Raw genomic sequence first — 17,829 nt, forward strand, 5'->3', positions numbered from 1 at the left:
GGTGCTTTTAATCAGTGTCGAAGTCTTTAGAGCGTTCTAAAAATCATTGGTTTGCTCCAGAACCTGATCCCTCCTGAATTGGCAATAAAAGCCCAAACTTTATAATTTGTGTTGGATTTCAGCCCGGTAATGGTGCCATTATAAGGACCTGGCAATGCGCCTGTATAAGGCCCCAGGCGGAGGGACTTATAGTCGGCAGATGGCCCTGCTGCTATGAATTTCCCATCTTCGCTTAATAAATCCTTGGAAGTACCTTCCAGATACACAAAGCCATGCTGTAAAATATCCGCACCTCCGTTGTTGTCAATCAGTGCCCCTACTTTTATCTGGTTGGCGGTCACTTCGGGTATAGCGGGGAACGCTGTTTCATAGGGAGGTTGGGGAAATGATGGTAACGCTACGTCTATACGTACTTGTATAGTTTTCCCATACACCGTATTAGTACCGTACGTAGCATAGGGTCTGATATAATAGGTTTTCCCCCGTTCCAGATTAGGAACCGTGCTGACGTAAATCTTAAGAGAGTCCCCACAATATTTCCCTAACTGCGATTTATTATCTGAGCTTTGTAGCGTAGGGTCTGGATTAGAAACGCTCCACGCATGCCCATGCTGATCAGCACAGACACCAGACTTTCCGGTTAATGTACTGGCAACCTGGGCCGATCCAGTACTTCCTGAACCAGAGCTGCCAGGATTGGTCACCGCTCGGACGTAGGATTGATTGGCAGGCGTCGTCGTATCGAACTGCGGCAACGTAGTGATGTCTGGCTCCGGCGTTTCCTTGCTGGAACTACTGCTGCATCCCCAAAAGGTCAACAGCGACAGGATTACGATAAAGAGGTTTTTCATGAATGGATTTTTTCTTTCAATTATAAACTGGTCCTAAGCTTTTTCTATCGCATCCCCGATTCAGGCATATAATAAAACGTTCCTTCCCTGGTTACTACGGAAAACGTTGTAGGCTCAGCCATACCAGCTCGACTAATTGACGACCGCCAAAGTTTATTACCTGTTGCGATATCATAGGTATTCATTTCTCCATCCCAGGCATAAACTTTATTGCCAGCGATCAGAATACCCGAAAGAGATGATTTAAGAAGCGGCTGTTTCCAGATAAGCTTGCCCGTTGTATTATCAACGACATGAACGGTTGCATCGCCCCCAAATGCACTGGTTCGTTTAACGACCATCATAGCTGCATAGCGACCCGATGCGCTCCAGGAACTGCTTTGAATATCGCCTTCAGCAGGTACATACTCCCACACTTTCACACCAGTTGACCGATTCAGTCCTCTCAGCGACTTACTTGTTGGATGAAATCCAATAACCAGGTTATTGCTTACCGTTACCGAGCCAGCAACTTCTTTATTTTTCCATAATAGCGTAGGCGACGGTCTTAGCGTCAATGCTTTCTGATCACCCGACCCGCTGTTATATATAAGCAGATTATCCTCAAAATAGGGATTAGAGATAGAGGACAAATAGTCGTTGTCTAGCACCGACACTCCTTTTCCTGTGGCCGGGTTATCGATTACATAAAGATTGGACAGACTGTTCGATGTAAAGTTGACCGTTGCTACCGCCAGCTTGTTTTGATTAGTTACACTCAGGCTTAACCCCTGAAAAACGTTTCTCCCCTGCACTAAACTGCTGGCCGTTAAGGACCATCTCAAAATTCCTGATTTCGCATCGATTGCATACAATGTCGACTCGGTCAGGTAATAAACGAGTTCACCAATTGTCACTAATCGCGCTATAGCACCGCTCACATCACTTTTCCGGAATACCCATTTTTCGGCTCCTGTCGATGCATCAACGCCGGTCAGTTGTGTATCGCCAAAGACATACATACCATTCGTATAGACTCCCCCTCGACCGCTATATGAATTAGTTGTCCTTTTCGACTGCCAGAGCAACGTTCCTGATTCAGCATTGAACCCATACGCAAAATCACCGCTGTCAAAAAACAGCGTATTTTGTTTCAAGGCACCGGTAGAACCACCCCGATTATTTAACACAATACGCATCGTATCGCCGTATACGGTCCCCGAAATAGTCTGCGCATAGGCTCTGTACCATACGGTATCAGCCGCCAGTTGCAGGGTTAGTTCGATAGGATAAGGCACTCGTTCGATTCCTTCTGTCCGAACACTTGATTTTACGTCAGGAAGGCTCCGAACATTCGAGACACAAAAGCCAATGCCTTGGATAGGCGCATCGCCAAGGCTAGTAATTCGTCCCGAGAAGGTGATTTTGCCATCACTTTCCAGCTTGGCTCCAACGGTCTGTACTTGTGGCGGTGTCCATATATTCTTGTCATCAACCACCATAACATAAGCCTCCCGGACTACTTCAGCGATAATATCATAAGAGAACCAGATAGACCCCTTATTAGCCCACGATTGGCCCCATGAATTTTGGACTTTAAATGCTTTTCGGCCATCGTCATACCCAACAATAACCATAGCATGCCCACTTGTACCATCGTTAGCAGTTTCTTTCCAGATATATTCATTTTGGGCATCTTTTTGCGTTAGCTGCTTAAAATTCCGATCGGGTATGATGCCGATGATTACTGGATGATCATAATACAGAAACTTTTTAATGGTAGTGGTATTGATATTTATCCTTCCCCAATCCTTAATCTTGAAATTACTGGCATTTTGTTTCTGGACTGCCGTTGGTTGCGTTAGAAAATCAGTTGCTTTATAGACCATATCAGCCATTGTGCATACCCCCATAGTTTTTATCAGATCCAGCGCCTTGTAGGTATATGATCCCTTGTCCTGCCCTCCATTCAGTTGATTATACACAAAAGCAGGACTAAAAACGCTGGACGGAAGCAATTGTCCATTGCTCCCTAGATAATTGCTCCTGGTCGATAGCGTATTGAAATAGCTACGGGCTGCATAAGCCGTGGCCCAGGCTGTGCAGGAACTCTGTTGGCCCTGGTTCTGTACTGGCGGCATTTTTGCAGAAAGATCATACGTAGCAGTCAACACAGGGTCCTTGGCAATCCGTCCATTTTTGGATGGAATCACAATCGGCTCCGCAATTAACGGCAATTTTTCGTAGGCGGACTGTTCCAGAAGCTCAACCCCGTAGCCAACGGTCTTTCCGGGTATCACTTCTTCGTCAACAGGCACCGTTGGCGTAACAGGCGTATCTTCCGCCTTTTTACACCCCCAAACTATCAACCAGACGAAACTTAGGACAACAAGCGATTTGAGTAGCGAGGAAACGTTTATGTTCATAGAGGTTATTAGGAAAATGAGGACATACGTAGCAAACCACTACGAATTACCTACCTCTACAGCTTGCATTCAACCTATATCCAATCAACAGCGCTTTTTTTCTAACCAGCTGGCTGATTTGTCTAACGATGAAGTGACCTTGGCTCAGGATCAAACTTTTATATATCCAGTAACGGCTACAGAGCCGAACATTTTGTTATTTTTGATTGTGAATGCCTTCCTCCACAACGTATGAAATGCCTGCTCTTTCCTCTTTTGATCGTTTTATGTTCCTATTCCGTTTTTGCGCAACCCCTTCCCGTCAATCAGCAGCGATTGGCAAAAGCCAGAAAAATGGAAGCGCAGGCCATTACTGCCAGTGACTCTGTTCTTTTAGCCCACTCCTATTATCAGTACGGCCGTACGTATTCATTTGCGGGTGATAATGTACAAGCAAAGCGATATTACGTCAAAGCCTTAAAAATTCTGGAGAATCGACCTGCTTCCTACGATTTAGGGCATCTCTATGTTCGTATTTGTGAATACAACAACGTCAGTATTGACTCAAGAGAAGACGTTGAGTACCTCAACAAGGCCATTGCTATTTTTAAAGAAATAAACTCTCCACAAGGGCTGGCCACAGCATACGGGATGTTACAGGGAGCTTATGGCTGGCGATGGGTCGGTACGTTTACGGAAGACAGCCCCCGTTTTGACTCATTGTTGGCGATTAACGATCTGGAGTTGAAATACGCTCAACTTGCCCGGGATACGTCCTTTATTGTTGATGCCTATGTCCGGTATGGAGGCCTTTATAACATAGTCCATAATACAAATGCCTCGCTCGCCAATCTTCAAAAAGCGCTTACGATTGCCAATAAATCCCAAAACGACACCTTACGAATCCGGTCATTGTTAGGCTTTTCAGACACATACATTGGTCTTAGGAAACCCGATCAGGCCCGACCGTATATTGCTGAGGTAGAGGCTATTTATAAACGGAACAACTACCAGCAATTTTTCATCCTGCGTCATCTGCTCTATAGCTGGAGAGATTATTACCAACAAAAGGGATACTGGAAACAGGCTTTTGAAAAACTCAACATCGTCAACCAACTGCTAAACGATTCTGAGCTGGCTAATTTCGACAAAACAACGAGTATTGTCAATCAGGAGCTGGACGCCCAAAAAACAGCGCTTGTGATGACAGCTCAAAAGAAAGAAATCGAGCTAACTAACCGACTTGTCAACACCCAACGAACCTTCATAATCGTCACCATTACGTTGCTGGCGGGCGCTCTGACGCTAAGTGCCTTCTTCTTCCGGCTATACCGAAAGCACCAGCGGATCAGTAAAGAAAACGCCCTAATCAGCTACAAAAATGAGCAGCTTGTCCGGGAGCAGAATCATCGGGTAAAAAATAATCTTCAGATGGTTTCCAGCCTGCTGAATATGCAGGCCCGGCAACTCGCCGATACCGATGCCCGACAGGCTATTCTGGAAAGCAAGCTACGGGTGCAGGCAATGGCTATTATTCAGCGAAAACTATATGATTCAACCCACCTGACAACGCTCAACCTGGCCGATTTTATACCTGAAATAGCCGAAAACGCCCTGGCGGCCTGTGGTTTTGCGGGAATTACAAAACGATTCGACATTGCCCCGATCCGGCTCAACGTCGATCAAACTATACCGGTGGGGCTGATCATTACGGAACTGATTGTCAATGCGTCTAAATATGCATTCCCCAACAATCACGCACCCATCCTGACAATTGACTGTACACAATCGGAACAGACTATTCGCTTACAGCTGGCCGACAACGGAAGCGAAGACTTCATGGAAGAGGGTCAGTTTGGACTGGCGATACGTCAACATCAACAAAACAGTACGTCGTTCGGCAGTCAATTAATTGCCCTTCAGGTACAGCAGTTATATGGAACTTACCAGTATAAACACCGTGAAAGTGGAACCGAATTTAGCATGGAATTCAGTGTTTAGTACGTATGACCAACCTCAACATCCTGTTAATTGAAGACGACTTAGTCATTGCTACCGATTTAAAAGCAGATCTGGAAGATGCTGGTCATCAGGTAATTGGCATAGCTCGTAATGCGACCGAGGCAATGAAACTTATCAAGGCGAATCCGCCCGATATTGCGGTTGTCGACATTACGTTAGGCCATATTGAGGACGGCGGCATTCAACTTGTCAGTGAGTTGTTAAATCACCATTGGATGCCAATCATTTATCTGACAGCTCACTCCGATGCGGTTATGGTTGACAAGGCATTTGCTACGTCGCCAGCGGCCTACATGCTCAAGCCTTTCAGAGTGACGGAGCTATTGGTTCAGATTAAACTGGCCTATGAGAATTTCAAAAAGAATGAATCAGGTAACGTAAACCGTCCATTTACACTTGGTGAAAATTTTTATTTTCCCAATAAGACCGGGCATGATCGTGTGAACACGAATGATATACTCTTCATGAAAGCTCAGGGTCACTGCACCGATCTTTACCTGAATGGCGAAAAAAAGCCCCGGATGATTGGTACGAATCTGGGGCATCTGGCCGACTATTTCACAACCAGTAACTTCTTACGCCTGTCTAAATCATTATTTATCAATCTGGATCATCTGGTCCAGATTGAACGTACCTGCATTTACCTGGGCCAGGAACGCTTTCAGGTAGACATTTCTGAAGCTAATCGGAAGGAACTGATGAAAAAGCTAAAAGTGATTCGAACCAAATAAACCTGACTGCTACGTCAATCAATAGCCGGGTAGCCTTTATCCAACCAATCTGTTTTAAGATTATTGGAAACGTTTAGCAGCTTATGATTGGTGAAACCCATCTCATTCAACTTCGTAAAGGCGGGGCGAACATTGGGGCATTTTTTGAATGGGCAGCACCCACAATAGATGACAATATCCCGGTTTTTAGGTTCTTTCTTCAGCAATTCTTCCAGCTTTACCAGATTTTCGGCTTCGCTGGCAGGTCCTACGCCTACTGACGTTTTGATAGTAGCTGCCGGCCCAATACTGATGATCAATGGCTTCTTCGCCCCATCGTCGGCAATGGTTGCGGCCAGTGCCGATGGCTCAAGTAGCTGTTCTGGCGTCCAGGGTTCAGCATTTTTCCAGCTGGTCTGAAAAATAGCCGCTACTATACATAAGGCCAGAATGGCAATCGAAAAAAGACCCGTTTTCTTCGTCATAATAAAAGTAAAAGTTCAGTTCGTACGCGTTCAATATGCTCATTCAGCTCCGCCCAAAAATGCTGAAAATGAGCATCAATCTCCTTGTAATACGTCACCAGATCCTCAACAGCCGAGTCAAGGCCCGACGGATACGTAGTACGTCTGGACAGGCCATTTAGCGACCGATCAATGCCTTCCAGATACTGGTAATTCGTTAACCAGTCCTGCCGAATCATATAATCGGCCATCCGTACTGCGTCAACAGGCAGGCTATTCTGTCGTAAGCGAATCGTGCGGTAAAAATACTGTATAAAATCGCCCAGTGGCTCGGTCGTTAGTGCTTCAAAGCCGACGGCCAGGAAATGATCAAAAAAAACATCGACCGCTACTCCCGCGTATTTATGGCATCTGGGCCTTAACAGCTCCCGAACAGCCGCTACATCGGGATGCGTATCGGTAAACGTATCGATAGCCCGATGCAGCCGGACCCCAGCAATGACACCCGCCAGCAGCTTGTGCCGTGGATGATCGGGGTCGCCCTTAATGAAATCGCCGATAAAGTTTCCAATCAATAAATCATCATTCCGCCCCGACAGATACCCATGCGCTAGAATATTCATGGTCTAGCGGTCAGGAATGTTGATTCTTGATTGGTCCCGCTAACGGAGGGTCAGCTAATAACGTAACACCATCACCGGGTTCATACCGCTCAACCGTAACCCCAAATCGGCGCAGGAACTCAACGCCTTCGTCGGTCGGAATGCCTTTGTATTCGGCATAGGAATGCAGATAAATGACCCGGGCAATTTTCATACTATAAATGATCCGGGCGCAGGCAATACAGGGTGAGAGTGTTACGTAGATGGTTGCTCCTTCAATTTCCGACCCATTTTTAGCTGCGTACAGAATAGCGTTTTCCTCAGCGTGCAACGCCAGCGAGCACGACCCTTTCGAATCGCGAGGGCAACCAACCCCCGGATATTCTTCGTCGCAGTTATGCGTGCCAGCCGGTGGTCCGTTATAGCCAATGGAAATGATCCGGGTGTCGCGCGTTAGCACAGCACCCACCTGCGCCTTAATACAGTGGGAACGCCGAGCCAGATTAACCGCCAGCTCCATAAAAATATCGTCGAAGCGGGGTTTAGGATATGGTTCAGGCGTATTCGTTGTCAGTAACATGAGCAATAACCGCTGCGCGGCATAATGAGATACCTATGATTACGCAAAGATTACCGATTTTATTTTGACAAATGGTATCGACGGAAGGCATCAAGACTACGCAACAACCTTTTTCGACCGCAACCAATCGGGCTTGGTGGTTGTTACGCGGGCCTTCAGTTCGTTAAGCATCGCATACAGACCGTAGTACGTTCGGTTCACATACAGGCCATCCTGTGAGCCACGGGCGACCTTTGAGTTTTTTATTTCGTCAACTTTCCCTAATCCTTCGGCAAAGGCATAGACTTTGCTAAAATACGCATCATCGCCAAAATCGAACGTATCGACAGCAAATGGTTCGGCCAGCATCAGCGTCATTTCTTTGAACAGGTCGGTGAAAAACTGGCGATCTTTAAGCGAATCGGCTGGTGTTAAAAACTCCAGATTCGTAAAAACCTCTTCCGTCAGAACGGGGTCTTCCAACGTATCGGGGTTGATGAGCCGGAAATAATTGTTGTAATAAAACTCCGGAATCACCTTCACGCAGCCAAAGTCAATAACACCCATCGTACCATCGTTCCGCATCAGAAAATTTCCCGGATGCGGATCGGCGTGGACCTGACGTAGCGTATGAATCTGATAATCATAAAAGTCCCACAACGCCTGGCCAATACGATCACGCACATCCTGCGAGGGGTTTGTTTTCAGAAAATCTTTTAAATGTAACCCGTCGAGCCAATCCATAGTCAGGATGCGCTTGGACGACAATTCTGGGTAATACGCTGGAAAGACAAGGCCCGGAATATGGGCGCAGGCCTCCGAAATTTCGATGGAGCGCTTCAACTCAAGCTCGTAATCTGTTTCTTCCAGCAACTTGGTTTCTACTTCGCCCATGTACCGATCAATATCGCGCTCGTTCAGGTTCAGCAACCGAACCGCCAAAGGCTTGGCAATCTTCAGATCCGAACTCACCGCGTCGGCCACACCCGGATATTGTACTTTTACGGCCAGTTTTTTCCCATTTTTCCAGGCTTGGTGCACCTGCCCGATACTGGCCGCATTGACCGAGTTGATGTCGAATTTATCGAACAGTTCCGACGGCGATTTACCGAAATAGGTCTTAAAGGTCTTCACAACCAGCGGACCCGATAGCGGTGGAGCTGAATACTGCGCCATCGTAAATTTATCGGTATACGCCACGGGCAATAAACCACGATCCATACTCAGCATCTGCGCCATTTTCAAGGCAGAACCTTTCAACTCGCTCAGGGCGTCATAAATATCGGCCGCATTGTCTTTATGAAGCTCTTCTTTCGACAGGCTGGGATCAATGAGCTTTTTACTGTAATGCTTAATATAATTCCCGCCGACTTTCACCCCCGCTTTCACAAACTGACTGGCGCGGGCCACTTTTGTCGTTGGAACAGAATTCTGGGTCTTCATCGATCAATGACTAAAACTTATTGAATGACAGAACGATTGACGTAACAACTGTTATTCTACCGCACGGGCGATAGTCAATCAATCCATCATCTATTCTGATAGATAAACTTGGCAAAATCAAACAACGTATCGAGTGGCGACCGCCCAATCAGATCAAAAGACGTATTGACTGCTTTTTCGATAGCCGTATCCGTCTTTTCAAAATTCTTACTGACATCGCGTACCCAGAAGTCGAGCAAATACAGCGTTTGGGCCCAAAGAGCATTCGGATACCGATCAGTCACAAAGGGACGCGGCTCAACCTCCTTACTTTCACGGCCTTCAGCCAGTAAATCGCGGGCGAAATCCATAAAAGCGTCTTTGAAGGGCGTTAAGATCGGGGGAGTTGCCCCCATACCCGCTACTTTCGCCTGAACACTACGTTCCCTGTGTTCGGTCCGCAGCCGTCCAAAACTGTAGACCACGAAACTACGCTGCGCTTTCAGCAGCTCAATCCAGGTGTAATAAAAAGCCAGTACTTTTTCACGTACCGAATAGGTCTGATACGTATCGTCGTTTTCGACAGTCGTTTTAGCATCGTTAAAAAATGCCAGCCACACATCGGCTTCAATGGCATCAAATGAACCGTAATAGGTATAAAATTCGGCTTCTGCTAGTTTTAACTTCTTGGCAAACTGGAATACCGAGGTGGGCTGTTTCCCATTGTCAAGGACGTATTCAGTGTAGGCCTTGCGGATTTTTTCGAGCGTTTCCATATAGCTTGCTAACGGTATGTAGAGGATAAAAGTTTATTGGTTTTAATGGTATACTAATCCATTTTTCAACGGACAAACTGTTAATTTTGCAGGATGCGTCATTGGCCAACAGGCTAGTCGTTTTACAGTTTTGACGCACTTCGTCGTTAAACGGAGAGACGTACTAACTACATCGTATTCATGAAAACCCGCTTTTCTCCCTTACTCCTTGCCTTCTGTCTGATAGCCGGTCTTCTGTCAGTCAATTCGTCCTTTGGTCAGTATTACCCAGGCGGTATGGGCTATGGCCGTGGTTACGGCGGTTATGGCCGAGGCATGAGCCAGGATATGACCAGTACACCACGTTCGATTCCGAACATTGCGGGTGATCTGGCGAATAAAGAAACGAAATGGCTGAAAGAAAACCTTTCATTGTCGAAAGATCAGCTGAAGGAAGTCAAAAATCTTAATAATGAGTACGCCCATCAACAGCAGGATGCCATTAAAGACATTCTGGGTAAAGGCGAAGGCCGCCCATCGCCCGAGCAGGTAAAATCGATTCAGGAAATGATGCTGATGCTGAACGAAGAAAAAGAAGATAAGCTAAAGCCGATCCTGACGGCTGACCAATGGAATCTGTATCAGTCAAAGAAAGAAGCCATGCAGAAGGAAGTCGGCGGCTTCCGGCCACCCGCTCCCAAAAAAGACTCCACCGCGAAAGCAACGAATTAAGCTTATAGTGCTTTTCCGGCAGGTTTTTTATGACAGGATTTACAGAATATGTTAATCCTGTCCTGAAAAACTACTTTCCATCCGACAACGTAACGGGTTTCATGGCCGGGGCAAACAGATGAATACATAACCAGGCCAATACGTAGGCGCTCCCGCACAGAATAAACAGGTAGTTGTAGCCGGTTGTGATATCGCCCAGTGCTTTATAATTGTCGAGCAGCGCCCCCACCACCATTGGGAATAGAAGCCCCCCAACAGACCCGGCCATCCCTCCTAATCCAACGACCGAGCTAACCGCATTTTTAGGGAACATATCGGACACCAAAGTAAATAGATTGGCGCTCCAGGCCTGATGGGCCGCTACAGCCAGACTCAACAAACCAACCACCTCCCAGATCGACGTAGCGTAGCGTGTTAACATGATCGGAACAATACATAACGCATAGAGCATCATAGCCGTCTTTCTCGACCGATTGATCGTCCAACCGCGACGGATGAAATAACCCGACAAATAGCCGCCCCCTACACTGCCGATGGTAGCGGCCGTGTAGACAACAATGAGCGGCATACTCGGCTTTTTCAGATCAAGATTAAACGACGACGCAAAATAAGACGGTAACCAGAACAGAAAAAACCACCATACCGGATCAGTTAGCAGTTTTCCCAGGATAAACGCCCAGGTCTGGCGAATCCGAATCAGATCAATCCAGCGTATCGCACCAGCGGCAGAAGCGTCATTATCATGCATGATATGAGCCAGTTCCTGAGCCGATACGTGTTTGTGTCGTTGTGGACTTTCGTAGCCCCACCACCAGAAAATCAGCCAGATAAATCCAACCATACCCGTGAGAATAAAAGCTACCTGCCAGCCGTAAGCGCCCAGCACCCAGGGCACCATGATTGGCGCGACAACCGCTCCGATATTGGTGCCAGAGTTGAAGATTCCGGTGGCCAGCGCCCGTTCCTGACGAGGAAACCACTCTGCTACTGATTTTACCGCTGCCGGGAAATTACCTCCCTCGCCAAGTCCTAACAGGGCACGATAGATGCCAAATCCGAACGTACTGGTGGCAACAGCATGAAGTACGGCCGCTACGCTCCAGAAACTAACGGCCACCAGATAGCCCACCTTAGCCCCGATTTTATCGATCAGCCGCCCAAACACGACGTAGCTGAGCGCATAGGCCGCCTGAAAAGCCATTACGATATGACTATAATCGGTTTCCGTCCAGTCGAAAACGGTTTCCAGGGTGGGTTTTAACAGACTGATTACCTGCCGATCCAGATAGTTAATGGTGGTGGCAACAAAGAGTAAGCCAACAATTCGCCAGCGGTAATTGGTCATAATTAATAGGTCAAGGTACGCTGAGATTGACTGCTTTCCTGGGCCAGATCGATCACGCGGGCCAGTCGCTGAATATCGGCGGGCGTTACGTATGGCGTTGCTCCATTGACGATTACGTCGTACAGATTATCGTAAAAAGGGGTATAATTTCCAGCTTCGCTGGCTATTACGTCAGTCTGGCCACTCCGATACAACGTTCCCCATCGATCCTGCGGTTCTGCTCCCCACTCAGCCTGATCGGGTAGTTCATTGATTCGAAGTCGCTCTTCCTGAACATCCAGGCCTCCTTTAATAAACGATCCGTCGGTTCCATGCAGGCTATACCGCAATTGGTTTTGATAAACCATCAGACTGGATTCCAGCCGAACGTTTTTATCGGCGTAGCCTAGCTTAATGTCAAAATAATCATGGACCTGACTACCTGGACGTATCATGCGCACGCTGGCCTGAACGGTTTCGGGCGTACCAAATAAATGCAGCGCCTGATCAAGAATATGCGGCCCCAGATTATACAAGTTTCCCCGACCAACCCCAGCCTGTTCTTTCCAGCTACGGGCATTTGGGTCGATGGGCGAAAACCGATCGTAACGGCCTTCATAATCGATCAGCGTACCGAGTACTCCCTCGGCCAACAATCGTTTAATGGTCAGAAAGTCCGAATCCCACCGTCGGTTCTGAAAGGCCGTTGCCAGTAAATGCTTATCCTCAGCCAACTGTAGCAGTTCCACGGCCTCTTTTTCAGTGAGCGCGAATGGTTTTTCGACAACCACGTTTTTACCCGCCCGCAGTGCCTTTCGGGCATAGTCTACATGGGTATCGTTGGGCGAACAGATAAAAACAAGGTCAATATCCGGATCGGCGAATAGTTCTTCGGCCGTTGCTACCCACTCAATCGATGGATCAAACGCCTGTACAGCTTCGGGCCGACTACTGGCAATTTTCTTCAGGTTAAACTTCGGATTGACTGATAGAAACGGTGTATGAAAATACCGACCCGACAACCCAAATCCCACAATACCGACATGTACGACTTTAGACATTCTTACTGTTTATAGTTTTCAATTATAGTTTTCAGTTTGTGTGGTATTACGCTATGAATCTCTCCCCTCTCCTGAATCTAATCTTGTATGGTTTTGACCTTACCACCCTCAACCCCTCCTAAAACAGGAGGGGTTGAGGGTGGTAAATAGCGTAAACACAAACCATATTTACCATCTACCAGAAACCCCAACCAAATTAGCTATTGAATGAAGAGATAGATTGTGGATTTACCTTTAGGGCAACGCAAACGCTACGTATTTATCACTCGATTTGGTGTTCAATTTACCTCCACCACAGGCGATTACTACGTACTGTTTACCACGTACTGAGTACGTACTGGGCGACGCATAGCCGGCCGCCGGAAGTTGCGTTTGCCAGATAATGTTGCCTGTTTTAGTGTCCATTACCCGGAACTGCTCATCCTTACTGGCGGCAATAAACAACAAGCCACTTCCAGTCACCAGGGGCCCGCCATAATTATCCGTTCCGGTCGGCGGGATTCCCTTAGCGGTCAATTCTTTATATTCGCCCAGCGGCACCTGCCAGCGGTGTTCTCCCGTATTCAGATCAATAGCTGTCAATGTTCCCCAGGGCGGATTACTCACGGGGTAGCCTTTGCTATCGTACCACCGATTATAACCCGTATGCTGATACGGCAATCCGCCCTTTTGCACACTTACGGTCTGTGGGGCAACGGTTTTGTTAAACAGGAAATCGACAATGGCGTTACGCTCCTTATCGGGCAGGTGCGAGAATGATGGCATCATGCCTCTTCCTTTTTGCAAGACCTGATGAACAGCACTGGCCGACAAGCGCTTGTCGATGGCCAACAGGGATGGATACGAGCCGTCGTGATTACCCCGGCGGTCGGCACCATGACAGGCCGCACATCGGAGGTTATACAGTTGCGCCCCCGTTACCGATGCATCACCAGTTGGTTGTTCTTTCTTCACTAATGACGAAAAGCAGGGGTTCTGTTTAGCCGGAATATACATCACCCCCGACGGGTCGGTAGCCGAACCGCCCCACTGCGCTCCGCCATCCGTACCCGGAAAAAAGATCGTCATCTCGGACGTAAGCGGAATATAGGCACTACCGGTGCGGGCTTTTTTTAACGTAGCAACCAGTTCCTCCCGGTTCGATGCCCACGTATTGATATCCGGTTCAGTAAATGTCTGTTTGGTAAACGGAGCGGGTTTCTGCGGAATGGGTTGTGTCTGACTTGGGAACTCGCCCGCGATTCCGTCGGTCGGAAATTTGGTTTCGACAATCGGGAACAGCGGTTTTCCCGTAACCCGATCAAACACAAAAACATGTCCCTGTTTGGTTGTCTGAGCTACCGCGTCGATCCGTTGAGGCCGACCATCAGGGCCTTTATGCGTAACGGTTAGCAGGTTGGGTGGAGCGGGTGGATCACGATCCCAGATGTCGTGATGCACAAACTGAAAATGCCAGAGTCGTTTACCGGTATTCGCATCCAGCGCGATGAGGCAATTGGCAAACAGATTATCACCTTTGCGATTACCGCCGTAAAAATCATAAGCTGCTGATCCGGTTGGTGCAAACACGATTCCCCGCTCGCGGTCGATCGCCATACCCATCCAGGCATTAGCCCCCCCCAGCCGTTCGCGCGGTTTGGCAGGAGCCCAGGTGTTGTACCCAAACTCACCCGGCTGTGGAATCGTGTGAAATGCCCACACCAGGCGACCCGTCCGAACGTCATACGCCCGAATATCGCCCAGCAACGCGGTTTCGCCTTCGGCCAGCCGTGCGCCTACAATGAGCAGGTTTTTGTAAATCGTATTGGGTGTATTGGGCTGTACGTAGTTATCGCCACCGGGCCGTTCGATACCTACTTTAAGATCGATACGTCCGTGCTGGCCGAAACTGTCGATCAACTGCCCAGTACGGGCATCGAGCGCATAAAGCCATTTACCCGCACCAAATAGTATTCGCGGGTTCGATTGGGCGCCCTGACTCTCATCGACCCAGTACGTCACCCCCCGGCTGGTGGTGCCCCCATTATCGGTCAAGTGAGTTTTCCAGATTTCTTTTCCCGTAGCGGCATCGACAGCAAACGCCTGTGTATTAGCCGATACGCCGTAAAGGACTCCGTTAATAACAATCGGATTGCATTGCATCTGGGTCCGGTTGTTGACAGTATCGGCCCCGCCCGACGAATACGTCCAGGCTACTGTCAACTGATTAATATTGTCGGCCGTAATCTGGTTTAACGGCGAATAATGACTCCGGGAACCGTCGCCGTTATATTCCGCCCAGTTCACATCAGCCGGAGTCGACAATTGCGAAAAGCCCAATCCTGCTAACAGACTCAATGTCCCTAACCCTATCAAATACTTCATCCTAAAACAATCCGTTACGTTAGGCAACGTATTTCATACTATCGGAAAAGTATTTGACCTGATCTTCATACTATTCAATAACTGACAAATGATACGTCAGGGCTCATTTTCTGACTATCAACGGATCAGAAAACGAGCCCTGACTGGGTAATCCGGTGCTTTGGAGAAACCTCAGTAGGCTACTTCTAGTAGCACATCCAGATGACAAGTCAACCTTGTCAATCCAGTTTTCGGTGGCAATTTATGGGTGAAGGCCTTTCGATGTTAACAACGTCAGCCACAGCGCTGGCTCATCGGTCTGGATTACATTGGCTCCATTAGCCAGTAGTTTTGTCATCACTTCCTGGCTCTGCCCCCTTTTCAGTAATTGATCGGGTTCGCCCAACGCGTTGATCCAGACTCGGGATCGGTGCTGTCTGATGAGCTGCGTAACGGCTGGGTTATAAAAGGTGAAATCAATATGGACAATGGCGGGGCTGAACCAACGCAGCAGCGAATCGGCATTAGCGTACGAATGAGCCCGTGGCATTAACCGATACGTAGCATCACGCTGTTGGATACGCTTCAGCATGGCAACGTCGTCATCGAAGAAAATGATCTGATCTTTCGTACCCGTTTTTCGGATTACGTCCAGCACCGGCTCGACATGGTCTGTTTTCATGTCCAGATCGATAAGGATTTTCCCTTTCGTGAGCCGAAGCAGTTCTTCGAGCGTCGGTATTTTTTCAGTGGTTAACTGGCCACTGGCATCTTTTAGAAAAAACTGACGTAGTTCGGCCAATGTTTGTTCCTCCGGGTTGCCCGTTCCGTTCGTGGTCCGGTTGATCGTTTTATCATGCATCAGCACCGGAATACCATCCTTTGTTACCTTGACGTCGGTTTCGATGATATCGACGCCTAAATCCAGGGCCGCCTGAAACGCAGGTATTGAATTCTCGGGATGCAGGTGATGAACGGAACGATGGGCGGCCACCAGAATGGTGGTTGAATCGGCCAGGTACTGATGCAGGGTTTGCAGTCGCTGCTGACCAAATGAAGGCAAAAAGGACCCACAGAGTAGTCCTGCTAATACTAGTACGGTACGCATTCGCTTAAAAATTCCAGCTACGCTAGACATAGCATTTACTGACTATTGGGGTGTTAATCACCTATGCCATGTCTTGAAGACATAGGTGAAAACGGTAAATTCTTATTTCAGTTGATGCGCGTCGGTCATAAACATCCGCGTACTTTCGGTATACGTACCGCCAGTCGGCGATTTATACTTGAGATCGACATAAAACGCACGATAACCCGATGCCGGAAAGGCTTCCGTAACGGTAAACTTGTTTTTATTCTTTATGCCGAGGCTTTTACCTTCCCACTTCTCATCCTGAAAAATCATATCGGTTGAATTCGCCGACCAAACCGTTACGTCCTCCAGTTTATCGGACGTAGCATTGATGGCAATGTCAAGTCCTTTTTTGGTAGACGTTACGTTCCATTTACAGGCCGGATACGGCTGTTTGGTCAGTGTGGCGCCGAAGAAGGCATTTAGCGCTTCCAGTGCCTGGCGTTTATCGCCAAGATCATGCCCTACGTTTGGTACGTAGTGGACGTAGTTGTCGCCCGGAATATCGCCGATGTAGTTTTTGATCGCATCAACTGTCCAGTACGGATCATTCGTCCCCATGAACAGCATTTTGGGCATGGTCAGCTTTTTCCGATACGAATACGGATCAATCATTTCCGTAATGGCATTGCCACCTTCGCTATGAACCGTCTGCGGAATACCCAGCTTCACGTAGTCGTCAATTTCGACGCTGTATTTATTCCAGCTTTTCATCTGGTAATCCAGATTGACGGGCATGTTCAGCACATCGATCACCATTGGCGCGATGGCTACAGCCCGTTTGTCGCTGGCCCCCGTCAGCCAGGTTGTCCAGCCCCGTTTTGACGCGCCCGACACTACAAATCGATTGATGTCTTTATGCAACGTTTGCTTTCCCAGCTCCTGAACAGCGTCCATCGCCCGAACCGCACTTTTCACCATTGGAAACAGCAACGGCCATGTATAGTCGCCGTCTTTCTTGAATTGATGCAGGGTGTACGAAATCAGCGCGTCTTCTTTCAGATCACCGTAGAGCGGTTGGTTGGGCGTTTGTCGAAGTACCGCAACAACGGCCTTATTTTTAGAAGCCAATGCACTGATCGCCTTGTTGAACGTATCATCGTGACCATTCCAGTTTGGCTCACCATTCTTCACCGATCCACCCGTTATAAAGAGCAGAGCACCATCGGTGTTGATCTCTTTCGGAACCAGCACCGTCAGCTGGTGCTTCCAGATGTGGTTTCGCCAGGTCTGCGACGTCAGTAACACCTCATGGGCCGTAATATCGCCAAAGCTATGCGTGTCTTTCACTTCCCACTTGAACGACTTATCATCGTTATGGAGGTAACTTTCCAGGGCGGTAGATGGCGTGACGCCATCCGTCTTCGGCTCATGCACCTCAAAGGCAAACAGGGCGCTTACCAACGTAGCAGCCACCATACCTTTCCAAACATATCGTTTCATACGTAGTGTATTTTTAGTGCATAGT

At 48.0% G+C, this 17,829-nt stretch carries 15 protein-coding genes; 3 read left to right on the forward strand and 12 right to left on the reverse strand.

The genetic code is table 11. From position 1 onward, the window contains the following. Positions 1-26: 26 nt before the first annotated feature. Both GK108_RS20700 and GK108_RS20705 read right to left on the reverse strand, forming a co-directional pair. Positions 27-851 carry a hypothetical protein gene (locus GK108_RS20700; protein WP_163952651.1) on the reverse strand — a complete coding sequence of 275 codons (825 nt, stop codon included), beginning with the start codon at positions 849-851 and terminating at the stop codon, positions 27-29. A gap of 44 nt (positions 852-895) precedes the next feature. After that, complete coding sequence (locus GK108_RS20705) at positions 896-3,256, reverse strand: outer membrane protein assembly factor BamB family protein (protein WP_163952652.1); 2,361 nt, start codon at positions 3,254-3,256, stop codon at positions 896-898. 231 nt (positions 3,257-3,487) lie between these two features. On the opposite strand from GK108_RS20705, the gene GK108_RS20710 reads away from it, so the two are divergent. After that, a complete protein-coding gene (locus GK108_RS20710) occupies positions 3,488-5,236 on the forward strand; it encodes a sensor histidine kinase (protein WP_163952654.1) in 1,749 nt (582 codons plus the stop codon). 5 nt (positions 5,237-5,241) lie between these two features. Then, complete coding sequence (locus tag GK108_RS20715; protein ID WP_163952656.1) at positions 5,242-5,988, forward strand: response regulator transcription factor; 747 nt, start codon at positions 5,242-5,244, stop codon at positions 5,986-5,988. A gap of 14 nt (positions 5,989-6,002) precedes the next feature. Here the strand turns inward: GK108_RS20715 and GK108_RS20720 are convergent, their stop codons facing one another. The 5 genes from GK108_RS20720 to GK108_RS20740 form a co-directional block, all read right to left on the reverse strand. Beyond that, positions 6,003-6,452, reverse strand: coding sequence for a rhodanese-like domain-containing protein (locus GK108_RS20720; protein ID WP_163952658.1), 450 nt, complete (start codon positions 6,450-6,452; stop codon positions 6,003-6,005). After that, positions 6,449-7,054, reverse strand: coding sequence for an acyl carrier protein phosphodiesterase (locus tag GK108_RS20725; protein WP_163952660.1), 606 nt, complete (start codon positions 7,052-7,054; stop codon positions 6,449-6,451). The genes GK108_RS20720 and GK108_RS20725 overlap by 4 nt, the downstream gene beginning before the upstream one ends. Before the next feature lie 10 nt (positions 7,055-7,064). Next, on the reverse strand, positions 7,065-7,613 hold the full coding sequence (locus tag GK108_RS20730) for a deoxycytidylate deaminase (protein WP_163952662.1): 549 nt from the start codon (positions 7,611-7,613) through the stop codon (positions 7,065-7,067). Positions 7,614-7,709: 96 nt separating this feature from the next. Continuing rightward, positions 7,710-9,035, reverse strand: a complete 1,326-nt coding sequence (locus GK108_RS20735) for an ABC1 kinase family protein (RefSeq protein ID WP_163952664.1) — start codon at positions 9,033-9,035, stop codon at positions 7,710-7,712. Between the two features lie 86 nt (positions 9,036-9,121). Then, complete coding sequence (locus GK108_RS20740) at positions 9,122-9,790, reverse strand: TetR/AcrR family transcriptional regulator (protein ID WP_163952666.1); 669 nt, start codon at positions 9,788-9,790, stop codon at positions 9,122-9,124. Between the two features lie 180 nt (positions 9,791-9,970). On the opposite strand from GK108_RS20740, the gene GK108_RS20745 reads away from it, so the two are divergent. Continuing rightward, the gene (locus GK108_RS20745) at positions 9,971-10,501 is read left to right on the forward strand and encodes a hypothetical protein (RefSeq protein ID WP_163952668.1); all 531 of its coding nucleotides are present in this window, start codon (positions 9,971-9,973) and stop codon (positions 10,499-10,501) included. 70 nt (positions 10,502-10,571) lie between these two features. On the opposite strand, the gene GK108_RS20750 is transcribed toward GK108_RS20745, so the two are convergent. The 5 genes from GK108_RS20750 to GK108_RS20770 form a co-directional block, all read right to left on the reverse strand. Further along, positions 10,572-11,846 (reverse strand): MFS transporter, encoded by a 1,275-nt coding sequence (locus GK108_RS20750; RefSeq protein ID WP_163952670.1) that lies wholly within the window; start codon positions 11,844-11,846, stop codon positions 10,572-10,574. A 2-nt stretch (positions 11,847-11,848) separates the two neighbouring features. Then, positions 11,849-12,886 (reverse strand): Gfo/Idh/MocA family oxidoreductase, encoded by a 1,038-nt coding sequence (locus tag GK108_RS20755; protein ID WP_163952672.1) that lies wholly within the window; start codon positions 12,884-12,886, stop codon positions 11,849-11,851. Between the two features lie 234 nt (positions 12,887-13,120). Beyond that, positions 13,121-15,250, reverse strand: coding sequence for an outer membrane protein assembly factor BamB family protein (locus GK108_RS20760; RefSeq protein ID WP_163952674.1), 2,130 nt, complete (start codon positions 15,248-15,250; stop codon positions 13,121-13,123). A gap of 241 nt (positions 15,251-15,491) precedes the next feature. Then, entirely contained in the window at positions 15,492-16,337 is an 846-nt protein-coding gene (locus GK108_RS20765) for a glycerophosphodiester phosphodiesterase family protein (RefSeq protein ID WP_163952676.1), read from the reverse strand. Between the two features lie 102 nt (positions 16,338-16,439). Continuing rightward, positions 16,440-17,804, reverse strand: a complete 1,365-nt coding sequence (locus GK108_RS20770) for a PhoPQ-activated pathogenicity-related family protein (RefSeq protein ID WP_163952678.1) — start codon at positions 17,802-17,804, stop codon at positions 16,440-16,442. Positions 17,805-17,829: the final 25 nt, after the last annotated feature.

Origin of the sequence: Spirosoma terrae (assembly GCF_010435915.1) — a bacterium.
In the GTDB taxonomy this organism is placed as follows: domain Bacteria; phylum Bacteroidota; class Bacteroidia; order Cytophagales; family Spirosomataceae; genus Spirosoma; species Spirosoma terrae.